The sequence below is a fragment of the Staphylococcus sp. mip270_02 genome (genome assembly GCF_054031535.1).
This window is the reverse complement of sequence record NZ_CM132934.1, coordinates 1,033,984-1,059,486: the sequence shown is the minus strand read 5'-3', so window position 1 is coordinate 1,059,486 and position 25,503 is coordinate 1,033,984. Positions and strand designations below refer to the sequence as shown.

At 31.2% G+C, this 25,503-nt stretch carries 24 protein-coding genes; 9 read left to right on the top strand and 15 right to left on the bottom strand.

Annotation, left to right across the window (positions count from 1 at the left end):
* Window positions 1–89: 89 nt before the first annotated feature.
* Window positions 90–701, top strand: coding sequence for a DNA-3-methyladenine glycosylase (locus ACW5YJ_RS04670; protein ID WP_017723206.1), 612 nt, complete (start codon window positions 90–92; stop codon window positions 699–701).
* A 120-nt stretch (window positions 702–821) separates the two neighbouring features.
* On the opposite strand, the gene ACW5YJ_RS04665 is transcribed toward ACW5YJ_RS04670, so the two are convergent.
* The 4 genes from ACW5YJ_RS04665 to ACW5YJ_RS04650 all read right to left on the bottom strand — a co-directional run bounded on the left by ACW5YJ_RS04665 (window position 822) and on the right by ACW5YJ_RS04650 (window position 3,922).
* The gene (locus ACW5YJ_RS04665; protein ID WP_017723207.1) at window positions 822–2,147 is read right to left on the bottom strand and encodes a Na+/H+ antiporter NhaC family protein; all 1,326 of its coding nucleotides are present in this window, start codon (window positions 2,145–2,147) and stop codon (window positions 822–824) included.
* Between the two features lie 101 nt (window positions 2,148–2,248).
* Entirely contained in the window at window positions 2,249–3,049 is an 801-nt protein-coding gene (locus tag ACW5YJ_RS04660; protein ID WP_457338540.1) for a DUF4097 family beta strand repeat-containing protein, read from the bottom strand.
* Window positions 3,046–3,606: an HAAS signaling domain-containing protein gene (locus ACW5YJ_RS04655; protein WP_017723209.1), complete on the bottom strand. Its 561-nt coding sequence runs from the start codon at window positions 3,604–3,606 to the stop codon at window positions 3,046–3,048. The genes ACW5YJ_RS04660 and ACW5YJ_RS04655 overlap by 4 nt, the downstream gene beginning before the upstream one ends.
* Entirely contained in the window at window positions 3,599–3,922 is a 324-nt protein-coding gene (locus ACW5YJ_RS04650; RefSeq protein WP_017723210.1) for a PadR family transcriptional regulator, read from the bottom strand. The genes ACW5YJ_RS04655 and ACW5YJ_RS04650 overlap by 8 nt, the downstream gene beginning before the upstream one ends.
* Before the next feature lie 327 nt (window positions 3,923–4,249).
* On the opposite strand from ACW5YJ_RS04650, the gene gltS reads away from it, so the two are divergent.
* On the top strand, window positions 4,250–5,458 hold the full coding sequence (gene gltS / locus ACW5YJ_RS04645) for a sodium/glutamate symporter (protein ID WP_107552092.1): 1,209 nt from the start codon (window positions 4,250–4,252) through the stop codon (window positions 5,456–5,458).
* 155 nt (window positions 5,459–5,613) lie between these two features.
* Here gltS and fni read toward each other — a convergent pair whose 3' ends face one another.
* Window positions 5,614–6,657, bottom strand: coding sequence for a type 2 isopentenyl-diphosphate Delta-isomerase (gene fni / locus ACW5YJ_RS04640; protein ID WP_135091810.1), 1,044 nt, complete (start codon window positions 6,655–6,657; stop codon window positions 5,614–5,616).
* Between the two features lie 74 nt (window positions 6,658–6,731).
* Window positions 6,732–7,679 carry a magnesium/cobalt transporter CorA gene (gene corA / locus ACW5YJ_RS04635; RefSeq protein ID WP_017723213.1) on the bottom strand — a complete coding sequence of 316 codons (948 nt, stop codon included), beginning with the start codon at window positions 7,677–7,679 and terminating at the stop codon, window positions 6,732–6,734.
* Window positions 7,680–7,824: 145 nt separating this feature from the next.
* Here corA and ACW5YJ_RS04630 point away from each other — a divergent pair, with 145 nt between their 5' ends.
* Together ACW5YJ_RS04630 and ACW5YJ_RS04625 are read left to right on the top strand one after the other, a co-directional pair.
* Window positions 7,825–8,292 carry a thioesterase family protein gene (locus ACW5YJ_RS04630; RefSeq protein WP_107552088.1) on the top strand — a complete coding sequence of 156 codons (468 nt, stop codon included), beginning with the start codon at window positions 7,825–7,827 and terminating at the stop codon, window positions 8,290–8,292.
* Between the two features lie 15 nt (window positions 8,293–8,307).
* Complete coding sequence (locus ACW5YJ_RS04625; protein WP_107552086.1) at window positions 8,308–8,712, top strand: hypothetical protein; 405 nt, start codon at window positions 8,308–8,310, stop codon at window positions 8,710–8,712.
* 251 nt (window positions 8,713–8,963) lie between these two features.
* On the opposite strand, the gene ACW5YJ_RS04620 is transcribed toward ACW5YJ_RS04625, so the two are convergent.
* Complete coding sequence (locus tag ACW5YJ_RS04620) at window positions 8,964–9,863, bottom strand: alpha/beta hydrolase fold domain-containing protein (RefSeq protein ID WP_017723216.1); 900 nt, start codon at window positions 9,861–9,863, stop codon at window positions 8,964–8,966.
* 273 nt (window positions 9,864–10,136) lie between these two features.
* On the opposite strand from ACW5YJ_RS04620, the gene ACW5YJ_RS04615 reads away from it, so the two are divergent.
* A complete protein-coding gene (locus ACW5YJ_RS04615) occupies window positions 10,137–10,784 on the top strand; it encodes a hypothetical protein (RefSeq protein ID WP_017723217.1) in 648 nt (215 codons plus the stop codon).
* Window positions 10,785–11,119: 335 nt separating this feature from the next.
* Here ACW5YJ_RS04615 and ACW5YJ_RS04610 read toward each other — a convergent pair whose 3' ends face one another.
* Both ACW5YJ_RS04610 and ACW5YJ_RS04605 read right to left on the bottom strand, forming a co-directional pair.
* Window positions 11,120–13,006 (bottom strand): DHA2 family efflux MFS transporter permease subunit, encoded by a 1,887-nt coding sequence (locus tag ACW5YJ_RS04610; RefSeq protein ID WP_017723218.1) that lies wholly within the window; start codon window positions 13,004–13,006, stop codon window positions 11,120–11,122.
* 13 nt (window positions 13,007–13,019) lie between these two features.
* The gene (locus ACW5YJ_RS04605) at window positions 13,020–13,667 is read right to left on the bottom strand and encodes an HlyD family secretion protein (RefSeq protein ID WP_457338539.1); all 648 of its coding nucleotides are present in this window, start codon (window positions 13,665–13,667) and stop codon (window positions 13,020–13,022) included.
* A 127-nt stretch (window positions 13,668–13,794) separates the two neighbouring features.
* Between ACW5YJ_RS04605 and ACW5YJ_RS04600 the strand changes: the two genes are divergently transcribed.
* Window positions 13,795–14,343, top strand: coding sequence for a TetR/AcrR family transcriptional regulator (locus tag ACW5YJ_RS04600; protein ID WP_017723220.1), 549 nt, complete (start codon window positions 13,795–13,797; stop codon window positions 14,341–14,343).
* An 83-nt stretch (window positions 14,344–14,426) separates the two neighbouring features.
* Here the strand turns inward: ACW5YJ_RS04600 and ACW5YJ_RS04595 are convergent, their stop codons facing one another.
* From ACW5YJ_RS04595 to ACW5YJ_RS04585, 3 genes are all read right to left on the bottom strand, one after another.
* Window positions 14,427–15,635, bottom strand: coding sequence for a multidrug effflux MFS transporter (locus tag ACW5YJ_RS04595; protein WP_017723221.1), 1,209 nt, complete (start codon window positions 15,633–15,635; stop codon window positions 14,427–14,429).
* Between the two features lie 690 nt (window positions 15,636–16,325).
* On the bottom strand, window positions 16,326–17,744 hold the full coding sequence (locus ACW5YJ_RS04590) for a TcaA NTF2-like domain-containing protein (protein WP_241962518.1): 1,419 nt from the start codon (window positions 17,742–17,744) through the stop codon (window positions 16,326–16,328).
* Between the two features lie 275 nt (window positions 17,745–18,019).
* Entirely contained in the window at window positions 18,020–18,484 is a 465-nt protein-coding gene (locus ACW5YJ_RS04585) for a MarR family winged helix-turn-helix transcriptional regulator (protein WP_017723223.1), read from the bottom strand.
* A gap of 222 nt (window positions 18,485–18,706) precedes the next feature.
* Between ACW5YJ_RS04585 and ACW5YJ_RS04580 the strand changes: the two genes are divergently transcribed.
* A complete protein-coding gene (locus ACW5YJ_RS04580) occupies window positions 18,707–19,672 on the top strand; it encodes a YdcF family protein (protein WP_182477233.1) in 966 nt (321 codons plus the stop codon).
* 89 nt (window positions 19,673–19,761) lie between these two features.
* Here the strand turns inward: ACW5YJ_RS04580 and ACW5YJ_RS04575 are convergent, their stop codons facing one another.
* Together ACW5YJ_RS04575 and ACW5YJ_RS04570 are read right to left on the bottom strand one after the other, a co-directional pair.
* Complete coding sequence (locus tag ACW5YJ_RS04575) at window positions 19,762–20,430, bottom strand: ABC transporter ATP-binding protein (RefSeq protein ID WP_017723225.1); 669 nt, start codon at window positions 20,428–20,430, stop codon at window positions 19,762–19,764.
* Window positions 20,430–21,482 carry an ABC transporter permease gene (locus tag ACW5YJ_RS04570; RefSeq protein WP_107551966.1) on the bottom strand — a complete coding sequence of 351 codons (1,053 nt, stop codon included), beginning with the start codon at window positions 21,480–21,482 and terminating at the stop codon, window positions 20,430–20,432. Before ACW5YJ_RS04570 ends, ACW5YJ_RS04575 begins: the two co-directional genes overlap by 1 nt.
* A 147-nt stretch (window positions 21,483–21,629) precedes the next feature.
* On the opposite strand from ACW5YJ_RS04570, the gene ACW5YJ_RS04565 reads away from it, so the two are divergent.
* Window positions 21,630–22,304: a response regulator transcription factor gene (locus ACW5YJ_RS04565; RefSeq protein WP_017723227.1), complete on the top strand. Its 675-nt coding sequence runs from the start codon at window positions 21,630–21,632 to the stop codon at window positions 22,302–22,304.
* Window positions 22,297–23,661 carry a sensor histidine kinase gene (locus ACW5YJ_RS04560; protein ID WP_107551967.1) on the top strand — a complete coding sequence of 455 codons (1,365 nt, stop codon included), beginning with the start codon at window positions 22,297–22,299 and terminating at the stop codon, window positions 23,659–23,661. Before ACW5YJ_RS04565 ends, ACW5YJ_RS04560 begins: the two co-directional genes overlap by 8 nt.
* Window positions 23,662–23,873: 212 nt before the next feature.
* On the opposite strand, the gene mqo is transcribed toward ACW5YJ_RS04560, so the two are convergent.
* Entirely contained in the window at window positions 23,874–25,352 is a 1,479-nt protein-coding gene (mqo, locus tag ACW5YJ_RS04555; RefSeq protein WP_017723229.1) for a malate dehydrogenase (quinone), read from the bottom strand.
* Window positions 25,353–25,503: the final 151 nt, after the last annotated feature.

The following is a 25,503-nucleotide window of genomic DNA, read 5'->3' as shown; positions in this document are numbered from 1 at the left end:
TACAACCTTAGTAGTAACACAATTTTACAACTTTTTAAAAAAATATCGAAAAAATTTAAATTTACAAACTATATATTGGAGGGCAATTCATGGATTTTATACAACGAAACACTGTCACAATTGCCAAAGACTTATTAGGGGTGCGTGTAATCTATCACGACGAATTACAAACGTACACTGGCTATATAGTAGAAACAGAGGCCTATGTAGGAAAAAAAGATCGTGCAGCGCATGGATTTAATGGCAAGCGAACGCCCAAAGTTGAATCATTATATAAAACTGGCGGCACTATATACGCGCACGTTATGCATACGCACTTGCTCATTAATTTTGTAACCCAATTAGACGGTCAACCTGAAGGTGTATTAATCAGAGCAGTAGAACCTGAAGAAGGTATCGAAGCGATGTCACACAATCGAGGCAAATTAGGATTTGAATTAACAAATGGTCCCGGAAAATGGACTAAAGCATTCAATATTCCAAGACATCTAGACGGCTCTAAAATCAATGAAGGACGTTTACAAATAGATACTAAAAATAGAAGATATCCTAAAATAATTGAATCAAGTGGGCGTATAGGAATACCTAACAAAGGTGAATGGACAAATAAACCTTTACGTTTTACTGTGCAAGGCAATCCGTACGTTTCAAGAATGCGAAAATCTGATATGAAGCACCCTGATGAAACTTGGCGTGATTAATACTGGCAGTAATAACTTTGACTCTATATTTAATAAGAGGTTGAGACATATAATCGTCTCAACCTCTTATTATTCGCTAAATAAACGTCATAATTACCCTTTAGCAATTTAGCTAAAATTTTATGATTTATTTTTATCACGATCTAACAACCCGAATTGAATTGTTATTATAGTACAAATCACAAATATTACTGGATAAAATGAATATTTTAATACTTCTAAGTAAGATACATCTCCGTATTGTTCTACCATTAACATTCCACTATCATGCGGTAAGACCATTAATGCACAACAAGCAAATATATCTAATAAACTTGCCATACGTTTTGGCGGAACTTTGTATTCATCACCAATTTCTTTTGCAATTGGTGCAGAAATAATAATTGCTAATGTGTTATGCGATAATGCTGCAGAGAGCACACCAGACATTAAACTGATTACATACTCTGCACTTTTACGTCCTTTAGCTTTCGCTTTCATTGCTTTAATGATCCAATCTATACCACCATAATATCGAATTAAAGCGACAAGTCCTGAAACTAAAAAGGCTACTAAAAAGATAGTAAACATACTTTCCATTCCATCGCCGATAGCTTTTGTGAACTGGAATATACCTAATTGGCCTTGTACGATACCTAGAAGGCCCGCCATAGCAATTCCGATAATAAGCACAAGAATGACATCTAAACCAGCTATTGCAGCAATTAATACAAATAAGTAAGGTAAAATGTTGATAAAATTATAACTTAAGTCCCCCTCCACTTTACCTGTACCACCAACAACAGCGTAGAAAATAGCTGTAATCACGGCAGCAGGCAATGCAATAAGGACGTTCATTTTGAATTTATCTCTCATCTTAGCTCCTACGCCATTAGTTGCAGCAATTGTAGTATCAGAAATTATAGATAAGTTATCACCAAAGTAAGCTCCTGCTATAACAGCTGCACCAGCTGCTGCAACACTTAAATCAGCGGCTTGTGCTACTGCAACACCTACTGGAATAAAAGCGGCTTGTGCACCAGTTGAAGTACCTAATGTTAATGCTGCAAAACCACTCATAATAAATATTCCAGGAATAAGTAAACTCGGTGGAATAACAGAAAGTCCCATATTCACCATAGCTGTTTTACCACCCATTTCAGATGTAACAGTCGAAAATGCACCCGCAAGCAGTAAAATTAGACCTAAATTTACTATTCCTGAATTACCTGCATGTTCAGTAAATATTTGTACTTTTTTAGTAAAGGCTGTTTTTCTATCATAACAAGTCCAAGCTATAACAATACCTATTAGTATTGCAACATGACGTGGCAATTGATCAAAGGCGTCTTCTTTACCTAGAATGGTAAAAGTAATTCCTACACCTATATATAACACTAAAAATATTACTAAAGGCAATAGCGCTAAGGCACCATATTGTTTTTCACTTCGCATAGTTTGTTCCATAAATGAACTCCTTATTTCCTAGGTATTTTATATGATATATATGGTAAATCAAAAAAGAGATAATGTCATTTTATATACATTATCTCCACTTTCAATATTTACTATTTAATTGTCACATCACCTGTATCTGTTATAATCTTAATTAAATTCTCACCGTTACCAATTTTTTTATTTTTTAATTTACTATTTTCAATATTTAAATTTCCAATATCACTACTAAAGTCTATTAGTGTGTTCTTAGGTTGAAGTTTTCCATAATCCAACACAACATCTCCAGTATCTGTATCAATATTTGTAGGTTTATCTATAGGCGTATCTTCTATCGTTAACTGTCCGGTATCCGTTTCAAATTCCCCTTGATTATACATAGTCTTCTCTAATAATATACTAGCAACATCGCTAGAAGCCTTTAGTTTATTATACTTAGAATTTTTAATTGTTAGCTCACCAACATCTGAATATACATATGCTTGCTCTGCTTCAATATTGTTTAATTCGATTGAACCATTACTTGAATCAAGCTTCATACCTTCCAAACGTTTAGGTACTGTTATAACAACGTCGTTCTTTTTAATTCCTAAAAATGACAAATTAATATTAGATGTCTGATTATTATCTGTAAGTTTTAATTCACCTTTATTTATCTGAGCATCAATTTTAGTCTGTTCATTTGAACCTTCAGAAGTTACTTTAAATTTATCTCCATGTTTTACTTTGAGATTGCTATGCTCAAAATTAACTTTTAATGCTTTAATATCACTTTCTTTATATGACTTATTAAAGTTTGTTGTTACATCCTTTGCTTTTTCTTGTTCAATTTTAAATTGTTTAATTGCCCCTAGTGCACAAACTACTGTAGTGACTAACCCAATTATAAAAGCAAATACTAATACTTTTCTCATTTAGTAGCACTCCCCTTTACTACTTTAATATTCCATTTCAAATATTTAACACATAAAATGTAAAAACCTTTTGTAACCAAGTACGTTAAAACAAACAATATAAGACCTAAACCAAACAAAACACCTGTCGTATATACTTCAAGTAACATGATCTCTTGAAACCCTGCTATAGCACCTTTGACTAATAATGCAATAGGTGCAAATATAAAACTAAGTGTTGTTACAATTAATGATAATGCAATACTTAGAATGATTACAAAAGGGATTAAAATAACGAAAAAATTGAGTATACTTAAACCCATTACTGATAAAACCGCATGACTCACATCACCAATATTATTACTTTTTTCTGCCTTTTCTATTGCTGCATTTGCATTTAATTCTTTCGCTAATTGTTGTGGATCACCTAGTTCTTCTGAAATTTGTTTTTCAGTCTTCCCTTCTTCCATCCCGCTATAAAAGTGCGTATCGTATTCATTTATAATATCTTGACGTTCATTGTCATCTAAATGCTTTAAATGTTTATGCAATATTTTAAGATACTCCGTTCTACGCATTAACGTCACTCTCCTTAATAAATTGATTCACGGCTGCTGTAAATGCTCCCCATTCATCTAATAATAAATTTAATCGTTCATTACCTTGATTAGTAATTTTATAATATTTCCGTGATGGTCCTTCTGTTGAAGGTTGGTAGTAAGTAGTTAATTCCCCACTTTTAACTAATCTTCTGAGTAATGGGTAAACTGTTCCTTCAGCAATAGTCATATACCTTGATATATTTTGAACAAGTGAATAACCATATTGATCATCCTTTTTAACTATGAGTAAAACGATAAGTTCTAATGCACCCTTTTTAAATTGGCTATTCATTAATGTCCTCCTTATAATTTAAATCAGTACTATACATTACACAGTAGCTTCGAATAAAATATAACACACACTACTATACATTACAAGGTACTGATTTATAATTTGTTGTTCGAGTTGCAAACGACCCCTGCCCTTAAAGTTTTTATTGCGATAAAAGTACTTTCGCTTTGTTTTTTACTTAAATTTTTTTATAATCATTTCTATTACTATCATTCTGATTTTCAAAAATGTATAATCGAAATTACGGGTTTGTAAGCGCTCACTTTTGAGCGATTATATATGAATAATTTATTAGTTTTGTATCTTATTATTAAGGGAGGAATGAACATGCTAGAGTTAGATGCTATTACTACTTTAGCCCTAGCAAGTGTATTATATCTTGTAGGTATCTATATTATTAATCATGCTAGTATTTTAAAAAGATTATGTATACCTGCACCAGTCATTGGTGGTTTACTCTTTGCTATCATTGTAGCAATTCTAGAAACAACAGGTTTATTAACTATAAAGTTAGATTCTGATTTCATTCAAGATTTCTTTATGCTTGCATTTTTTACAACGATTGGACTAGGAGCGTCATTTAAACTTCTTCGTTTAGGTGGTAAAGTCTTAATATTATATTTTATTTTTTGTGGCGTCCTGGCATTCTTTCAAAACATCATCGGCGTATCATTGGCAAAATTATTAAATATACCGCCTTTATTAGGTTTAACAGCCGGTTCTATGTCAATGGAAGGCGGACATGGTAATGCAGCTGCCTATGGGAAAACAGTCCAAGACCTAGGTATTGATTCTGCAGTAACAGCAGCCTTAGCAGCGGCAACCTTAGGTTTAGTTGCTGGTGGTTTAATAGGAGGTCCTGTTGTAAAATTTTTAATTAATAAATATAACTTAAAACCTGAAAACGCTGAAGAAACGATGGAAGATTATAGTGATGTAACCTCTAATCAATATCTACATAAGCGTATGGCACCAACTACTATATTTCTAATGCAATTTGCAATTGTTGCCATTTGTATGGCTATCGGTTCATATTTAGGGACTCAATTTTCTGATTTAACGGGTATAAATATCCCTATATATGTAGGAGCAATGTTTATTGCAGTTATTATACGAAATATATCTGAATACAGTAATTTAAATATTATTGATATGAAACTCATTAACAGTATTAGTGACGTCTCACTTAGCCTCTTTTTATCTATTGCATTAATGAGTATTAAACTAACTGAAATTTATCAATTGGCAATTCCATTAATCATTATTGTATTGGTACAAGTTGTATTTATTGTCTTATTCTCTGTACTAATTTTATTCCGAGGATTGGGCAAAGATTATGATGCAGCAGTTATGATTGGTGGGTTTATTGGACACGGCCTTGGCGCAACGCCAAACGCTATGGCTAATTTAGATGTTATAACAAAAAAATATGGTGCATCTCCAAAAGCATATTTAGTTGTACCAATTGTAGGTGCCTTTTTAATTGATTTATTAGGTGTGCCTATAGTTACAACTTTCATTAATATTTTTAGTTAAATTCATATGAATTTAACCCTTTCATAACTTTAATACGAGTAAAACTTGTATAAACAAATCAGTCATTTAAAAAACAAGGTCGGAACAGTTAGGAATAAACTGCGCCGACCTTGTTTTAATTTGGTTTCATATATTTACTGTTTTATAGCATTGTCTTATTTAATATCTAAGCTTCTTTGTTCAATCCATGATTGTAGTTTTGGGCTAAATATCATTTGTGCATGTTGTAAATCTTTGATTGCTTTTGCATCAAGCATCGTCATGATTTTTTTCATGTGTTCCGTAAATTGTTCTGTATAATTTAGTGTTTCAGTGATACCATATTTTTCAACATGATTTAAAAATGGACGTGACATTCCTACTGCGCTAGCACCGAGAGCAAGACATTTCACAGCATCTAAAGGTGTTCTGACACCACCACTTGCCAAAATATCCATATCTTGTTGATATGCGGTACTTTCTAATAAAGACTCTACAGTTGTTTGCCCCCATAAGCCTAAATAATCCATATCTTTATATGTTCGTCTTTCATTTTCAATATCGACAAAATTAGTACCGCCCCTACCACTTACATCTACGTACTTGATACCGATTTCGTTAAGACTTTTAATCGTTTCTTTACTCATACCAAAGCCAACTTCTTTAACTATAACAGGCACATCTACTCGTGCTACAATTTGTGCTAAATTCTCCATCCATGTAGAAAAAGTTCTATTACCTTCAGGCATCACTAATTCTTGTGGAGCATTAACATGAACTTGTAAAGCTTGAGCATCAAGTAATTTTACTGATTCTATGGCTTTATCTACAGGCACATCTGCCCCCACGTTACTAAAAATGATACCTTCTGGATTTGTTTCACGTACGATACTAAATGAAGAAGCCATCTTGCTGTTTCTTAATGCTGCATGCGTTGAACCGACAGCCATCGCAATTCCAGTCTCACGTGCGATAACAGCTAATTTTTCATTAATTTGTTTCGTCCATTCACTACCACCAGTCATCGCATTAATATACAATGGTTGATTTAACGTAAAGTCTGTTAAATTACTCGTTAAATCAACATCATCAACATCGATATTAGGAATAGAATGATGTACAAACCTTATTTCATCAAAATCTGAAATTGTTGCGTCTTTCTGTGCCATTGCTATTTCTACGTGTTCATTTTTACGTTGTTCTCTTTTTATATCGCTCATTTTCCGCTCCTACTTTCAACACATTTTTATATTAAATTCATTATATCGAACTATCCTTATATTGCTATAACCTATTAAAACCATTTTTCTTTTTTAAAATAGACTATACAGCCAATACTTATCACTAACATAATTGTTAAGACGATATAATAGCCATAATGCCATTTCAGTTCAGGCATATTTGTAAAATTCATACCGTATATACCTGTAATCAATGTCAAAGGTAGAAAGATCACCGATACCAGAGTCAGTATTTGCATTATACTATTCATTTTAAATGAGTTATATGACGAATAATTATCTTTAATTTCATCAGTCATCTCTTGAGACATTTTCAAAATATTTTGTTGTTTTATAATATGATCATCTATATGTTGAATATACATATGATTCTTCTCATCTACAAGTAATAGGCCGCTTTCTTTGATGTTATCAACTAATTCTTGAATTGGATAAACAATGCGCTTCATTTTTATAATATTTGATCTTATTTTAAATACCTCTTCCATAATAATCTTAACGGAAGCGTCCTTGAGTTGATAATCCTCAAATTCGTATACTTTATCTTCGATTTCATAGATCAAATCAAAGTAACTATCCACCATTTTATCTAAGATGTGCAATGCAACATCAGATGTATGCAAACCATTTTGATTCTCTCCCATTAACATATATGCTAGGTTATTTAAAACTGAAAACGGCTGATGATGATACGTAATAAGCACTTTATCTTTTATAAATAAATTCAACGCTTTGTCACCGCTATTATTAGTATCAATACTATGTAATACAATATATTGGTATGTATCGTATGATTTATATTTTGCCCTAGGTGTCCCATTAACTGTATCATCGATTTCAAGTTTATTAAAGTTAAAATACGACTTAAAAATCTCATTTTCTGATACTGAAGGGTTGTAAAAATCGTACCAAACGAATATTGCTGATTCAGGTACATCATTAAAGCATGAAGCTTGCGTTAATGCCTGCCCAGAAATTTGATATTTAATTGTAATTGGCATATTTTCCCTCCCTAAATCATTTACTTTATTTTACCATGAAACCGTTCAAGTGTAAGTTTATGTTATTTTTAGTAAACTAACATTGTAGACAAGTAAAACTTGTTACCATTTGATTATTAACTTTCGACTATCAAGGAGTGTTTTCATGCAAAACCTATTTACTGTTAATCACTACGTAACACAAGATATGATTGATCACAATAATCATGTACATGATGCGCAATATAATATTGTTTTTAGTGATGCCATCAACCAGTTTAATTACCAAAAAGGATTATCTTTAGAGGATCGTGAAATATTAAACTATACCCTATTTACCGTTGAAGAACAAACTGCTTATTTGTCTGAATTAGTAGAAAATGATGAATACCAAATTACTATTTATTTATACGACTATAATGAGAAAAGCGTGCACTTCTTCTCAATCATGACAAAATCAGATGGTACAACTGTTGCAACTAATGAAGCTTTGATGTTAGGTATCAATCGCAAAACAAAAAAAACATCCCCTTTCCCTGCACAATATGCAAATGGAATTATTTCCTATTACGACAATCAACAGCTCATAGAATGGCCAAAGCAATTGGGGCATCGTATAGGAATTTCTAGATAAGGAGTTGAGAAATAAATGACAAAGAACATCCATACAAGTATTGAATTACATTTATATGATTTATTTGACCACACTAAATTTGAACTTAGCGAACTAAATCAAAGTAAGAGCCTTGTTATCAATGGACCTGATAGTCAATTGATTAAACGAGGCCTAGACATTAGTTATTTACAAGGACAAAAAAGAGCTATTGATCACATTGACGCCATTTTGAAATCTTACCCAGATGAACAGGCTTTTATTTCAAATTTTAATGAGTATGCAACAAATGTTTTAAATAATTATGACATTTCCTCACAAAAATTTAAAATGCTTGAACAACCGCCCGCTGATTACGAAGAAATATTGGCCCATCATTATACTTTAATGGGGCAAAAATTCATCATCGATTCTATTAATACAACAATTATAAATCAATAATCCTGTTCTGCTTTTTATAGAAATCTTACTGCCAATGAAGTTATGTTTATTGGCAGTTATTTTATCCTTTATTAAGTTAAATATTAATCAAATGTATTTCTAGTAGCTACTCACTATTGGTATACAATACGCACTCATCAATATTTATTATTGTTATTCATAAAAAACAGGATTGAAAATCTAGTCAACTTTGATTTCCAATCCTGTCCGCTAAGGTTAATCACTTTAAAATACTAAAAAACACGGTATTTTTACTCGTTAATTGTTCCAACAATTTGTTTAATTACTTTATGAGATTCTCTAATTGGTAGTAATGGAAAAGCATGGACCATACGTTTATACTCATAAAAGTGAATTTCTTGTTGTGCTGAAGCTAAAATTTCAGTAAATTTCAGCATATCTGGCAGATAAATTTCATAAGTACCACCAAACATAAAAATTGGTGGTAAATCGATTAAATTACCGTTTATAGGAGAGAGTCTATTATCATTTAATGGTAGGTTATTCGACCAATGACTCAATATTTTCTGGACACCCTCTTTATCTACAAGTACATCTTTTCGATCTAGTGCTTCAGTAATTTCTGCATTATCTAATTGTGCATCTAATAAAGGAGAGAATAAATATAGTTTTTTAGGCATTGGTTGTCCTTGCTTTTGCAACTGTTGAACTAGACTAAGCGCTAAAGCACCACCCGTACCATCACCCATAACAATAATATCCTCGCTATCAACTTCTTTTAATAATTCCTTATACACTTTAAAAATAGCATCAAATGTATCATCAATCTTATATTTTGGTGCTTTTGGATAGATAGGCATAACAACTTCATATAAAGTACTTAATGCGAGTTTATCCATGTATCTCCAATGAAAAGCTGATGGTTGTAAAGTATTATAACCACCATGAATATATAAAATCTTTTTTTCTTTACTATGTCTAAATCTGAATCTAAAAACTTGCAAATCATCTAATGTTTGCTTATCCAAATCAGATTTAACATTTAATGTTTCTGGCTGTTTGTGTTTTTTATCATTAATCTTTTCACGATTTTTCATGAATTTCTCAAAATCTTGGTCTGTATTGAAAATAATAGACCTATGAGGTAACAAGTATTTATTTATAAATTTAGTTGTTAGTCTTGATTTCATTCCATAATCCATCCAATCTATATTTATTGTGCTATCATTCAATATTCTTTGTTTTATTTATTAAAAAAAATAAATGTTATGGTAAAATTAATATAATGACCAAAAATCATAGTCATAATATAATGTAAGTAACTTAAAAACTAACAATTTCATTATTAGCGTATTTAAAAATCGAGTTAGTAATACTTAAAATGTATCAGTTATTAAACATTATAACAAAACAAAAGTCACAAAATAAATAAATGCTAGCAATACGCAGTGAAAGGAGTACTTATGGCCGATAAGCACAAACAATTCAAAGACTTTGAACACACCTTAACTAGTGAACCTATGCAACGTGGTTCACAATATGAAAAAAAGAAAAGATCGTGGGTTAGTATTATTATTCATATCATCGTTTTAATACTAATAGCGATTACTGGCTATAGTATGTTTAAAGAACCTATTTTCAATTTAGTTTTTGTTCAAGAAACAATTAATTTCCATCAATTAACCAATTTCCAAGATTCAATTAATGATTTTTCGAATCTCAACATTAATATTGAAAATATTGATGACCTTCAAACAAGTATAGATCGATTGATATTAGTCTTTTACGTGTTCTTTATTGCTTGTATCGTTAGTTTAGTTTTAACTATTTTTACAATCGTATTTAATAGAACCGCATTAAAGATTGTAAATTTACTTGTAATTGCTATTATGTTGGTTATTACTTTTGGTTTTTCATACCTTATTAAAAATATTGCTACCCGTATCGCTGATTCAATGTCTCAATACTACGTTTCAGTCAAACCAACACAAATCTTAACTGAAGCAGATGCGCTTCATAATGCCTTTATACTACTAGGATGTAGCATTGCTCTGATTTTAATTAGTTTATTTTTTAGAAACCGCAAAACTTATAAAAAAAGAATTATTTAAATTATGTTACTGAAACAACCATACAATTAGGGTAATAACTAAATTGTATGGTTTTATTATGCTTACAATAAATAGCTATACAATTACATTATATAAAAATATAACGTAATACTAATAGATATATTTATGAAGATACATAAAGTAAAACAAAATTTAGGATATGACATTAAATTTTAAAATTTAGTAACTTAACGAACTACAAAATTCTATAACATTAAAGAAAACGTCAATTTCTATATTATTTCAATAGAAATTGACGTTTATTTTTACCTAGAAGCGATCATATTCTAGGTTATGAACTTAATGTACTTTAACTAGCCTAATTTAATGAAAACCTACTTTTCATTTGAAATGTAATGTGCTTTTCCTTTTAAGAATAAACTTAAGATAAATGCAAGTGCACTCAGCGCTGTAGCAATTAAGAAAGCACTATTCACACCATTAATTGAAGCAAGTTTTTGTACAAATTCTAATATTTGTGAAGTAGCCATTTGCTCTCCACCCATTGATTGTGCCATTTCTTGTAAACGATCTTTTAAAAATGGATTTGTTTTATCTAAATCTTGTGCGTAACCAGCAGCATATTGTGTGGTTTGTGTTGACATCACTGTGACTAATAGTGCTGTACCAATTGAACCAGCCAATTGTCTTAAAGTATTAGATAAAGCATTACCATGTGAAATAAGTCTTTGTGGTAACGAATTCATACCTGCCGTCATAATCGGCATCATAATAAAACTCATACCAAACGAACGAATAATGTATATCAACATTAAATGTCCATATGTTGTGTTCATATTTAATTTTGTCAATTCCCATGTTGCGTAAGTCATGATACCAGTACCTACTAAAGCTAATGGTTTAATACCAATTGTATCTAACAATTTACCTGCAACAGGACCCATAATTCCCATAATTAATGCACCTGGTAATAATAATAAACCAGATTGAATTGGTGTAAATCCTCTTAAGTTTTGTAGATATAACGGTAATAAAATCATACCTCCGAATAAGCTCATTGTTACAATCATATTGATTACTGTAGTTAAAGTAAATCCAGAGTATTTTAATACTTCCATGCTTAACATCGGTACACGCATTGTGAGCTCTCTAATTACAAAGGCAATGATAAAGATAACTCCCACAATTAATGAAATCACTACTATAGGTGAACTCCATGTATTATTACCAGCTTCACTGAATCCATATAATAATGCACCAAAACCGATTGTACTGAAGATAATACCTGGGATATCCGCTTTTGGATTGGTTGTAACTTGATAAACTCTAAACCAAATATATGAAATAGCTAGTGAAACTAATCCAATAATGAACATGCCATAAAACATAACATTCCAATGGTAGTTCTCAACGATATAACCTGATAAAGTAGGACCTATTGCTGGTGCTAAAATCATCGCTATACCAAGTGTCCCCATTGCAGCTCCACGTCTTTCAGGAGGGAAAATAGTCATAAATACATTCGTACCTAAAGGCATAAGTATACCAGCACCAATCGCTTGTAATACACGTCCTGCCATCATTACTGTGAATGAACCTGACATACCACAGACTAGAGAACCAATTGTAAATAGCGTCATAGCTACTAAAAATAGTTTTCTATAAGAATATTTGTTAAATAAATAAGCACTAATCGGAATTAAAATACCATTTACTAACATAAACCCTGTCATTAACCACTGACCAGTATTCGCAGAAATATTAAAATCTGTGTTGATCTTAGGCAAGGCAACGTTTAATAACGTTTGGTTCAAGATTGCTATAAACATACCGAATATCATTGCTAATAGCACTTTACCTTGTGACGTTCCTTTACCAAACATAAAGGAACTATGTTTTTCTTTTAATTTTTCGTTTACTTTTGCTTCTTCAGAATTTGGATTGATATTTTCATGGTCATCATCTGTTGTCTCATCTGAGTTATCAATTGATTGACCCATTTCTTCACTACTTAAAGTATCATTATCTTCCAAATTCTCTTCTGTTGCTGTTTCTGACTCCATAGTTGATTCGTTAGAACCTTCTTTGTCACTTATATTAAATTTAGATTGATAATTTTCATCAGAAGCGTTATTTTCTTGCTTCATTTGTTCCATTTGTCTTTTTGATTGTTTTTTCTTACTTTTTGCCATAAAAAGATTAATCAATCCAACAAAAATGAGCGCTATGACTACGTAAATAATAATGAAGGTCATTGTCATTTATAGACCCCCCTTAATTTTTATGAATTTTAACTTCAGCGTTCATTCCAGGAACAACGTTTTTAGATGGTTTTGAATCAAGTGAGATTTTCACAGGTACTACTTGAGAAACTTTAGTATAGTTACCATCAGTATTTGATGAAGGCATCATTGAAAAGCTTGAAGCTGTAGCTTTACCAATTTCTTCAACTTTACCTTTAAGTTCAGCTTTTTCGCCGTCAAGTTTTACATTTACATCTTTACCTTCTTCAACATCTGAAATGTCTTTTTCATCAACATTTGCAGTAATATAAGAATCATCTAAATTATAAGCATAAGCAATTGGAGATCCTGCTTGCGCGATTGAACCTTCCATACCATCAGTTTTTACGATTGTTCCATCTTGTGGCATTTTAATATCCATATTTTGTGATTGGCCATCTCCACCTTTAGCTGCTATTTCAGCAACTTTGTCGCCTTTACTTAATTTTTCGTTGTTTTTAACATCAAATGATTTGATTTCGCCTGATGCTGGCGCAGATACTTTAATTTGCTCTCCGTCAACTTTGGCATTCTCTGTACTTACAAATCCTGTAGCTTGATTATAAAAGTGGAAACCGACTACACCAATAATCACAAGAACTACAATGGTAATGATGTTAATTAATACCATTTTTTTCATTACTCTTTCCTCCTATTTGCTTTTAAAATTCACTTTATATATTATAGATACATGTACAATAAAAAAACACCGACACTTATATAAAATGTGTTGGATTTGTATCCACCGTGTTTTTGAAGGAGTAAAAATGAGACAAAGAGCAAAAGATAAAATAATCAAAAGTATGATTTTACTATTAGAAGAACACCCTTTTGAAAACATCACGATAAAAATGTTATGTGCGTATAGCGGTATAAATAGAACAACATTTTACGATTACTTTGTAGATAAATATGATCTTTTATCTACAATACAAATGTATCATCTACAAAAATATTCAAAGTTATTAAATTCATTATATGACAGTCAAAATAAAGACGAGGTAAATCATTATAAATTATATAAATTTTTCAAAAGTATTTTAACTTATATCGAACGACATTATGGATTCTTTCATGCGATATTTGTTTCACACCCTAACCGTGATTTATTTTCCGATTATGTAACACTTACTAGAGAAACATATACAAAAATCATTGTCGACTATACTAATGTAAAAAAGAAAAAGCAATTTGTTACTTATGCACTGGGCGGACAGATTGGTATTGTATATTTATGGATACGTGAAGGCTGTCCTGAATCAGCAGACGAACTTGCTCAAATTCTTCTTGCAAATGTAATTAAATTAAGACGTTGATAAACATATTTTTATTGGTATTAACACAAATATTCTTGAACATAAAAAAGACGCTATCTTAAAATATAGCGTCTTTTTTATATTTAAAATGACTGAGGTTTAAAAACAAAATAATTTATAATCTGTAAAATAATAAGTAAAATACCTGCTAAGATAATTATTGTAACATACGGTATGAAACTCATTTCTCCCATTATACCTACTAATGGAGATATTAGGCCTCCTAATAACGATTGTACAAGTCCTAATAAACTTGATGCACTGCCATTTCCCCCAGTACGCTCTTCCATTGCAATAGAAAAACCTAAGGTTGCTACACCAGTAACTGGTGCTACAAGTATGATAAAACCAATAAATAAAATCCAAATTGGTAAATGTATAATTAACGTAACTGATACAACTACAACACCTATTAATTGAATCATCGTTAATATACGTAATAATGTTTGTCTATTTATATAATCAATCAGCTTGCCTGTTAGTTGACTAGAGAAAATCAAGCTCAAACCTATCAATGCAAACATAATACTAAATTGTTGAGCAGACATACGATAAATATTTTGTGTAACAAAAGGTGATGCTGAAATATAACTAAATAGCATTATAAACGTTACACCCTGTATTAACATAGGTAATACAAATCTTGGTGTCATCAATAGTAATTTGAAATTTTTAAATATACTTATAATATGTGGACTATCTCTACGTTCCACCGCTAAAGACTCCGGAACTTTTAACAGAGAACCGAATAGCATTAAAATTCCAAAAACTGTTAATACAACAAAAACCATTCGCCAAGTAGCAAATGATAATATGACACCACCAAGCGCTGGTGCTATAACCGGAGCAACTCCATTAACTAACATAAGCAATGCTAAAAACTTTGTTAATTGTTTACCACTATATAAATCACTGGAAATTGCTCTTGAAATAACAGCTCCAGCACCACCACAAAAACCTTGGACAAATCTTAAAGCAATCATTACCCAAATATTTTCTACAAAAATTATCCCAATGCTTGCCATAGTAAATAATAACATTGCGACTACAAGTGGTGTTTTGCGTCCCATTGCATCAGATATAGGCCCAACAAATAAGTTACCTAGTGCTAACCCGATCATAAAGAGCGACAAAGTTAATTGTGAATTTGAAGTTGTAGTATTAAAATCAGATTGGATCTGTGGCAAACCAGGTAGGAACATATCTATAGATAATGCACCTATTGCAGTGAGTGCCCCGAGTATAATTATGAACAATAAAGACTGCTTACGTTGTTCTTGATAATTAGACATATTTATTCTCCTCACAATGATGTATAATTTCGTTGATGAAAAGGTTTATATTTTTTTAATTTCTTAAAATTATAAACATTCTTTTACAAGTTATTTTCAAGTTCATTGCTACTATTATAGCTTTAATAATTAGATATTTAAATAGTAACATGCGACTCATATAAACTGAATGTTCTTTTTAAATAATTGTGACTTTAGGATCTTAAATTGAGATGTGAACTTGGTCCACCTGAGCGCTTGCTCATGTGTAAGAACCACTAACTTTCTTAAGTAGAACGCATGAGTATATACTCATGTGTAAGAACCACTATCTTAATAAATTAAGAAGTGGTTCTTTAGAGAAGTGGGGCTTGGTTCACCTGAGCGCTTGCTCATGTGTAAGAACCACTAACTCAATAAATTGAGAAGTGAGCTTGGGCCACCTGAGCGCTTGCTCATGTGTAAGAACCACTTCAATTTCAAAAGCGGAGCACCTGAGTAAAACTCATGTGTAAGAACCACTATCTTAATAAATTAAGAAGTGGTTCTTTAGAGAAGTGAGCTTGGGCCACCTGAGCGCTTGCTCATGTGTAAGAACCACTAACTCAATAAATTGAGAAGTGGTTCTTTAAAAAAAAAGGCCAGGACAACTACTTTCGCCCTGGACCTTATACATCATACTTATCAGTAATTAAGGCGTAAAATGCTTAATCACTCTGAATATTTAACTATCTTTAAATTACCAGCATCGTCATTACCTTCTAATTGATAATCAACTGAACCATATTGCCCATTTTCTTTCAATGTATTGGCAGTTACATAATAAGTTTTACCTTGTTTTACAATTTCAGTAATTTGAGGTTGTTGTAAATAAAATAAATTATTTCCTTTTACACCACTCCTAGTCGCTTTATAATTATCAGTATCTTTCTTTAAATAATTAGAAACTAGTGAAAAGTTGCTTTGACTGTGTGCGCTATTCATTGCAGCAGTGTAATTACCGAAAAAATTAGCCACCTTGTTTCTGAAGCTATTTTCTTCTTTTTCTTTCTTTTCTACGTATTCTTTGATTTTATCACTATCAAAGTTCATAGTAACTTTCGTTTTATCTTTTAGATTATCTGTTTTCACAGTTGTTTCTGCAGATTTAAATGTTTTCTTCTTAGCTTCGCCTTCAGCAGATATTGTTAAATCTTTAGTTTTAGGATAAGGCCCAATTTCTTTTGCTTTAGCATAATCATAAGTTTTATCATTAATTTTCACTTTAACTGAGTCTTTATCTATCTCTGAAGCACCATTTAACTCTACTTGAATATATGCCTCATCGAAATCTTCATGTACATCTACAGTTTCATTATTGCTATTATTAAAATTAAACCTGAGATGACCATCAAACTGTCCGTTTTCCATCTCTTTTTTAGTTTCTAAAGCATAATCGCCTGGAATAAATTTACCTAAAGAGGTTGCTTTGTTTTTCTCTGCTACAACCGTTTTTTGTTTGTCACCAGACTTAAATTTATAAGTAGTCTCATATTTAGGTTTTATAATCGCTTCTTTTGTTGGTGCCGTAAAATTCATATTATCAAATATTAGATAACGTCTGCCATTTTTGCTTACACGTAGTACGTCCTCGCCATTTTTGGCTGTTACAAAATCAGCTTCTTTCGTGTCACTCTTGTTTAGCTTCTCTATTTTTTGATTTACATCTTTTACAAAGTTGTCCATACCTACTTCTTCTTTGATATATCTAGTATAAGCTTCTGCTTCGTTTTCATCTACACTATTATTTTGAGTACTTAAAATAGTAGAAAGTTTTTGAGTATCATTATTATCAATCGCATTGATCAAAATTTCTGACTGTGCCTCAGGTGAATTGAAATTTTTTAATAAGATAAAAATTATGATAAGTAAAATTACGATAAAAAATGCAATCCCCAAGGGTATAATTTTACGCGCTTTAATATTTGTCATTTTCTTTGTTTCTTTAGATGAACGCGTTATTTTTGCTGAATCATCTTGACGTAGTAGCCGCCCACAATGACCACACTTTCGTTGCCCATCTCTTGTATTTCCCCCACACTTAGGACATTTTTGCATTTTCTCACCAACTTTATACCTGATTTTTTGCACTATCCCCTCATTTTAACATATTATAAACTGAAACTATATGTATGAACTTCATTGTTCTTTGTATTAAATAAGGATAGTATTAAACAATACAAAACGCTATTGCATCATTTATATTATATTTAATCTAAATCTAAATTAATATACATATTTAGTCTAGTATTGGTTTACTCTTGTAACAAACTGTTCAATTACTTTAACAAAATATAAAGGCATCAACTTTCAAATTGAAGACATTCTTACACCACAAGCTTTACTTCAATATTTTATGTATTATTTTATGAATGATTTTTTATATTAAAGTTTTTTAATCTTTGACCAATAATTTCTAGCACATAACGCGCTTGTTCAATTTCATCATCAGATAAATCATGTAACATATCACTGACAATATCATTAATAATCGATTTACTTTCACGATTAAATTGTTTCCCCTTCTCACTCAATTTAATGTATTTTAATCTTTGATCTGTGTTTTCTTCTGTTTTAACCCATTCCACTACTTCAGCCTGAATTAGTTTCTTAATTCTTCTACTGACTGCCGCTTTATTAACTCCTTGTCTTTCTGTTATCTCAGTCAAAGTCATTGTCTTTTCATTTTCAAGCATTAGAATAACATTAGCTTGCTCTTTGGATATATTATATTCTTCTCTTAGCTCTTTCAATAACTTAGCTAATAATGTGTTGACATCATCAATGAACTCTCCCATGAAGTCAATGTGATTGCCTAAATTTTTCACCATCACTTACACCCCTATATCTTCTATGTATAAAACATTTCATTTACGTTTTTATATTATGTTAATAATATCAATATTTGTAGCCATATAAAAGTAAAATTTAATAAGTTTATTTTGCTTAAAACAATAGTTATATTTTAGCAAATCTAAGCATTGTTAGAGTTGCTTATTTTAGAATATTAAACTACATTTAATATACTAAACAATCTGGAGTGAAGCATTAACATGTTGTCATTGTTTTTATGTATTTTAATATTAATCACATTCATAAGTATGTTCTTAAATTTTAAATTTTCTACACATCTTGCCAGTTTTATTTCCCAGGTAATAGTAGGATACGCTGTAATTATTTTACATATTGGTCAACACACTTTACCGATAGATTTAATTATCACTATGTTGATAGGCGTTGTATTATTACATGTGAAACATAATCATTTATTACAACATCAAAAAAGTGCATTATTTTTAAAACGACTTTACTTTATTGGTTTTAGAATTGTCGTCTTTATGCTTGCTTGTTATTATATTAGTTTTATCCCTATTGCGCTTAATGTCATTTTCTTATGGATTTCAGCCATTGCTTTTAGTTCTATATTTACCTTTATTTGTTATGTGCTATGTTCGTCTGCTTTTCTAAATAAAAAAGCCCCTCGCGTATTTGATACAATTCTTGTTTTAGGTGCCGGTATTTTCACAGAACAAGTCACACCAATGTTAGCATGTCGGCTTGATAAGGCTTTGCGTTTGTTTGAAATAAATCCAAATGCAATATTTATCGTGAGTGGTGGTCAAGGTCCTGATGAACCTATTTCAGAAGCTCGAGCAATGCAACGCTATTTAATTCATAACGGCGTAGATCCTCTTAACATTATATTAGAAGATCAGTCGACAAGCACTTTAGAAAACATTATGTACACTGCGCAATTAATTCAAGATTCGTTTTCTTATAAGCCTAAAATTGTCTGTGTAACTAGTCAGTTTCATATAATGCGCGCATTACGTTTTGGAGAAAAATTCAATTTAAAGTTAACTGGCGTTGGTAGTCACACACCTTATCATTTTTTTGAAATCGCATTAATACGAGACTTTTTAGCATTAATGTATCAATATAAAATGATGTTAACTATTTATTTTGCTACTCTCTTTTTTATATGTATCATTGCATTTTGGCATATTCCTCATTTATAACCTAATTGCATTACTTAATTTGTAAATATAAAAGTATATATAATAAAGCCAAGGGCACAAATCAATGCCCTTGGCTTTTAAAGTTTCTATTAGCTATTTACAATAACGCCATCATCGAGTTCTATAACTCTATCTGCGTATTCAAACAATCTTTTATCATGAGTAATCATAATACCAATCATTCTTTTACTTTGGATTTGATTTTTAATCATCTCTATAACTTCAGTTGCTCTTTCTGCATCTAAACTAGCAGTTGGTTCATCTGCTAAAATTATTTTAGGATTATTCATTAAAGCTCTCATAATTGCTACACGTTGTTTTTCACCGCCAGATAACATATGAGGAAATACATTTAATCTGTGTGACAAACCGATTTGTTTTAGTAACATTTCAGCTCTTTGGTTTGCATCTTTTTTAGACATGCCCGCTTCTCTGCCAATTGTTGTTAATTGTGCTTTCACCTTTAAATATGGTACTAAATGAGATGATTGAAAGATAAAACCAATTTCATTTAACCTTAACTCTGATGCTTTTTTGTCACTATCATATAAAGGTGCATCATTATATAAGATGTCACCACTATTTTGTGATAATAAACCACCTAAAATAGTTAATAATGTCGTTTTACCTGAACCTGAAGCACCATTGAGTATAACGAATTCCCCATCGCTAACTTCAAAGTTAATACCTTTTAATACAGTTGTTTCTGATTGACCTTTACCAAATGATTTTTTAATATCTTTAACTTGTAAACTCATTATTCTCCACCTCCAATTGCTTCAATAGGATCAACTTTAAATAATTTAATTAGTGATAAGGCAGCACCAATGATTGCAACAACAATAAACACTCCGACCACGAGTAGTAAATTCGATGCTGTCACGTGGAATGGCATAGATACTGGCATAACAAATGATAAACCACTAATAATACCTACAGAAATCAATACACCTATCATAGTTGTGATTAATATTTGGATTACAAGTGCACTGATTAGATGTCTTGTCTTAATACCAATTGCTTTTAGAATACCTATTTCTGGAATTTTTTGGATTGTCATTACATAGAAAAATGCACTTAATACAATTGCTGAAATCACAAATAAACTTATAATCATCATATTTAACGGTGCTTGCTCAGCTTGGTAACTGGCAATTTCACTTGTGATATCATCCTCACTGAATATTTTAACACCTGAAATATCTTTGATTTTATCTTGTTGTGATTGAGATAAATCTCTTACTGGGTAAACAGTGCTATTCTCTTTATTCAAGCTATCAAATCCGTTATTGCTCATCATTACTGCTGAACTGTGAGAATACATTGTATCGTCAAGAATACCTGATACTTTAAGTTGTCCCCCGTCTTTCACTTTTATAGTGTCACCAATATTAATACCATCAGCTGTAAGCTTATTATTGATTGCTACTTCATTATTTTTTGTTGGATAGTTACCATCTTTCAATTCTGGTTTTTCATCTTTTACTGTGTTCGTCATGATAACATCTTCTTCGTCTTTATTTATTTTTAACGTTTGCGATGCTAACTTTAATGGTTCTTGATCTGTAATATCTTCAATTTCCTTTTGTTGCTCAGGACTAATAATAGACTTCGTAATATCTGGTTGCTTATTATCCTGTAACACGTATTTTTCAGTTTTCATGTTATCTAACATTGATATATTCTCTCTGGCTAAACCTTGCGCTAATCCACTAATAAATAAAACCATAATACCAAGTAATAATATAATTAACATGATTAAAATATAACGAAATTTATAATATTTAATCTCTTGCCATGCTAATTTCATCAATTCCCACTCCTTCTCTAAAACTTATATTTAGAGTCTAATATCACTATGTGAACTCAATATGAACTTTTGTTAATTTTTTACTATTTGTGAAGTTATTTGGTTATGTTTATAATGGCAATAATACTGAATAAGGAGATTTTGCGCATGACAACTTGTTTAATTGTTGATGACGACAAAAAAATATTAGAGTACGTTTCAAATTACACACAGCGCGAAGGGTTAAATACAATTACGCAATCTAGCGCTGAAAATGCCTTAACTTACCTTGAAACGAATCAAGTGGATATCGTAATTATTGATGTCATGATGGGAGGCATGAGTGGTTTTGAACTTTGCAAAATTTTAAAAGAGGATTATGAAATGCCTGTCATTATGCTAACTGCTCGTGATGCGTTAAGCGATAAAGAACAAGCATATTTAACGGGTACTGATGATTATGTGACGAAACCTTTTGAAGTTAAAGAGTTAATGTTTAGGATTAAAGCAGTACTTAAACGTTATAATATCAATGCACATAATGAAATTACTATAGGTAATATTACTTTAAATCAAGCATATTTAGAACTTCAATCCGATACGAAATCAATGAATTTACCTAATAAAGAATTTCAATTACTTTTTTTACTTGCTTCTAACCCTAGACAAATATTTAATCGGGATGTATTAATAGAAAAAATATGGGGCTTTGATTATGAAGGTGATGAACGTACAGTCGATGTTCATATCAAGCGTCTAAGGAAACGCCTTGAAAAATTAAATGCTAATGTGACGATTTTCACAGTACGCGGTTTAGGTTATAAGGTGGATGACCATGTTTAAATCCCTATATTCACGAATTGCTATATACACAATTGCCGTCATGTTATTTAGTGCTATTGTCAGTTTTTTATGCACAAATATCATCTACCATAACTATTTAAAAGCAAATAACGATGCAAAAATCATGCGTACTTTAGAAGATGCTATCAGTTATCAAAAACAGTCAAATATTGAATCTTTAGATCCTTTTTTCAACCATTTAGGGGAAATGAATTACCAAGTAATGACAATTTCTGAAAATGGTAAACGTTCTTTTTATGGTGCTAATTTTAGAAAAGATAACGTGGATAACAATGTCATTCAAACAGTACTAGAAGGCAAAGACTACCATGGTATTCGAAACCTACCATATAACCCAATCGTTACTGGTTTCTTTGAAAATACCACGCAAAATACTGTAGGTATGTCATTTGAAGATAAAGGTAAAAAGTATGCAGTATTTATGAGACCTGATATTGGGAAAACATTTAGTGAATTCAGAGTATTTTTAGTCATATTAATCTCATTATTACTTCTGTTTTCTATTATATTAGTCATTTTATCAACCTATACTATTATCAAGCCTATTCAACAATTAAAGCATGCAACTGAAAGACTTATGAAAGGTAATTTCGATACGCCAATTCATGTTACTAGAAAAGATGAGTTTGGCACATTACAATTCCGCTTCGACCGCATGCGCCTTTCACTTAAACAATTAGACGATATGCGACAACATTTTGTTCAAAACGTATCACATGAAATTAAAACGCCATTAACACATATTCATCATCTATTGGACCAGCTGAAATTCGCTAAAAATGCTGAAGCACGTACACAATACATTGATGATATATACCAAATTACAAGTCAATTAAGTGAATTAACTAAAGCATTGTTATTATTATCTGAAATTGATAATGGAGAACATTTAGTCTTTGAAGACCATATTGAATTAAACCAATTACTCAAACAAATCATTCGTCATGAACAATTTTCTGCTAATGAAAAAGATTTAATTATCATGTCTGATTTAGCTGAAATAACTATTTATGGTAATGAGCGTCTTTTACATCAAGCTTTCCAAAATATAATTACCAATGCCATAAAATATTCACAACAGGGTGGTATCATCGATGTCACACTCAATCAAGACTTCGAGACAATTACTTGTGAAATCACAGATGACGGAGAAGGTATGTCTAAAGAAACACAAGCGCGTTTATTCGAACGCTTTTATAAAGCAAGTAGTAATGACAATAGTAATGGCTTAGGTCTAGCTATAGCAAAAACAATATTTGAACTACATGATGGCTCTATTTCAGTCCAAAGTAAAAAGGATGAAGGCACTACCTTTACAATTCAGATTAAAAAATAAATATTGTTCATTGAGTCTAAAAATAAATATTTCTAGTGAGAATATAAAATGCTAGGAGTTGTGCATGTATTAACTTGCCCTTCTAGCATTTTCTTTATGTTTAAAAAAATCAATATAAAAAGACAAACCGCACGTTACAACAACGCTTAGTTTGTCTTTATTAATAGAACAATAAGCTTGGAGGTATAATCAAGCTTTATTATATTAAGTAATTAATTAATTTTTAAATTTTCCGTAATTTCTTTATTTAATTGAGTATATAACGCTTCATTTTCTGATAGTTTCATACCATATGAAGGTATGATTTCTTTAACTTTATCTTCCCAATTAGTAAATTCGTCTTTGTAACAACGCTTGAGCAAATCAAGCATAATATCGACTGCCGTAGATGCACCTGGAGACGCACCTAAGAGTGCAGATAATGAACCATCTTCTGACGTAATAACTTCCGTACCAAATTGTAATGTTCCTTTGCCTTGATCCGTATCTTTAATTACTTGAACACGTTGTCCAGCAACGACGATTTCCCAATCTTCGCTTTTAGCATTAGGTACAAATTGACGTAAATCTTCCATACGTTCTTCATTTGATAAAGTTAATTGCGAGATAAGATATTTCGTTAAATTCATTTCTTTAATTCCTGCAGATAGCATAGTGATAAGGTTATTTGGCTTAACAGATTTGATTAAATCCATATTAGAACCCGTTTTTAAGAATTTTGGTGAAAAACCTGCAAACGGACCAAACAAAATAGTTCGTTTACCATCTATGTAACGTGTATCTAAATGTGGTACTGACATTGGTGGAGCACCTACTGGAGCTTTACCATAAACTTTAGCTAAATGCTTTTTGGCAATAGCTTCATCTTTACATACTAAGAACAATCCACTTACTGGGAAACCACCAATATGTTTAGACTCTTTAATTCCTGTTTTTTGTAACAACTGTAAACTAGCGCCACCAGCACCAATAAATACAAAATCACTTTCAACAATCGTCTCATCGTTCGTTTGCAAGTCTTTAACTTTTACTTCCCAAACTCCATCTTCACGTTGTTGAATGTCTCTTACTTCATGTTCATAATTTAACTCTACTTGCTTATCTTCTAAATTCTCAAATAACTTTCTAGTTAATGCGCTGAAGTTAACGTCTGTACCTGTTTTATCATAACTAATCGCCATTGGTATATTAGACGTACGCCCCTCCATAATAAGTGGCGTCCATTCAGCAATTTTATTTTTATCATCTGTTATTTCCATATTACTAAATAAAATGTTTTTATTTAGTCTGTCCACACGTCTTTTCAAGAAATCAACATTTTTAACACCTTGAACAAAACTCATATGCGGTACTGGTTTGATAAATTTTTCTGGGTTTTCAAGTTGCCCTTGTTTAATTAAATAGCTCCAAAACTGTTTTGAAACTTGGAATTGTTCATTAATTTTAACCGCTTTATTGATATCTATTGTTCCATCTTTATTTTCACTAGTATAGTTTAATTCACATAACGCAGAATGACCTGTACCTGCATTATTCCATGCATTAGAACTTTCCTCCGCAGGTGTAGCTAACCTTTCAAACATCTTAACTTCTTTCTCAGGTGCGAGTTCTTTTAATAATGTTCCTAACGTTGCGCTCATGATACCGCCACCAATTAAGATGACATCTGTTTTGCTATGTTGTGTACTCATAACAAATACAGTCCCCCTTTTATATGTGTTAAATAGAAACGTTGTCTTTAATGTTATTAATCACATCAATAAAAATAAAGCGTTTTCTATAGATTAAAATAATAAAGCACGTATTATCGCTATGTAATTAAACAATAACACAATATATTTC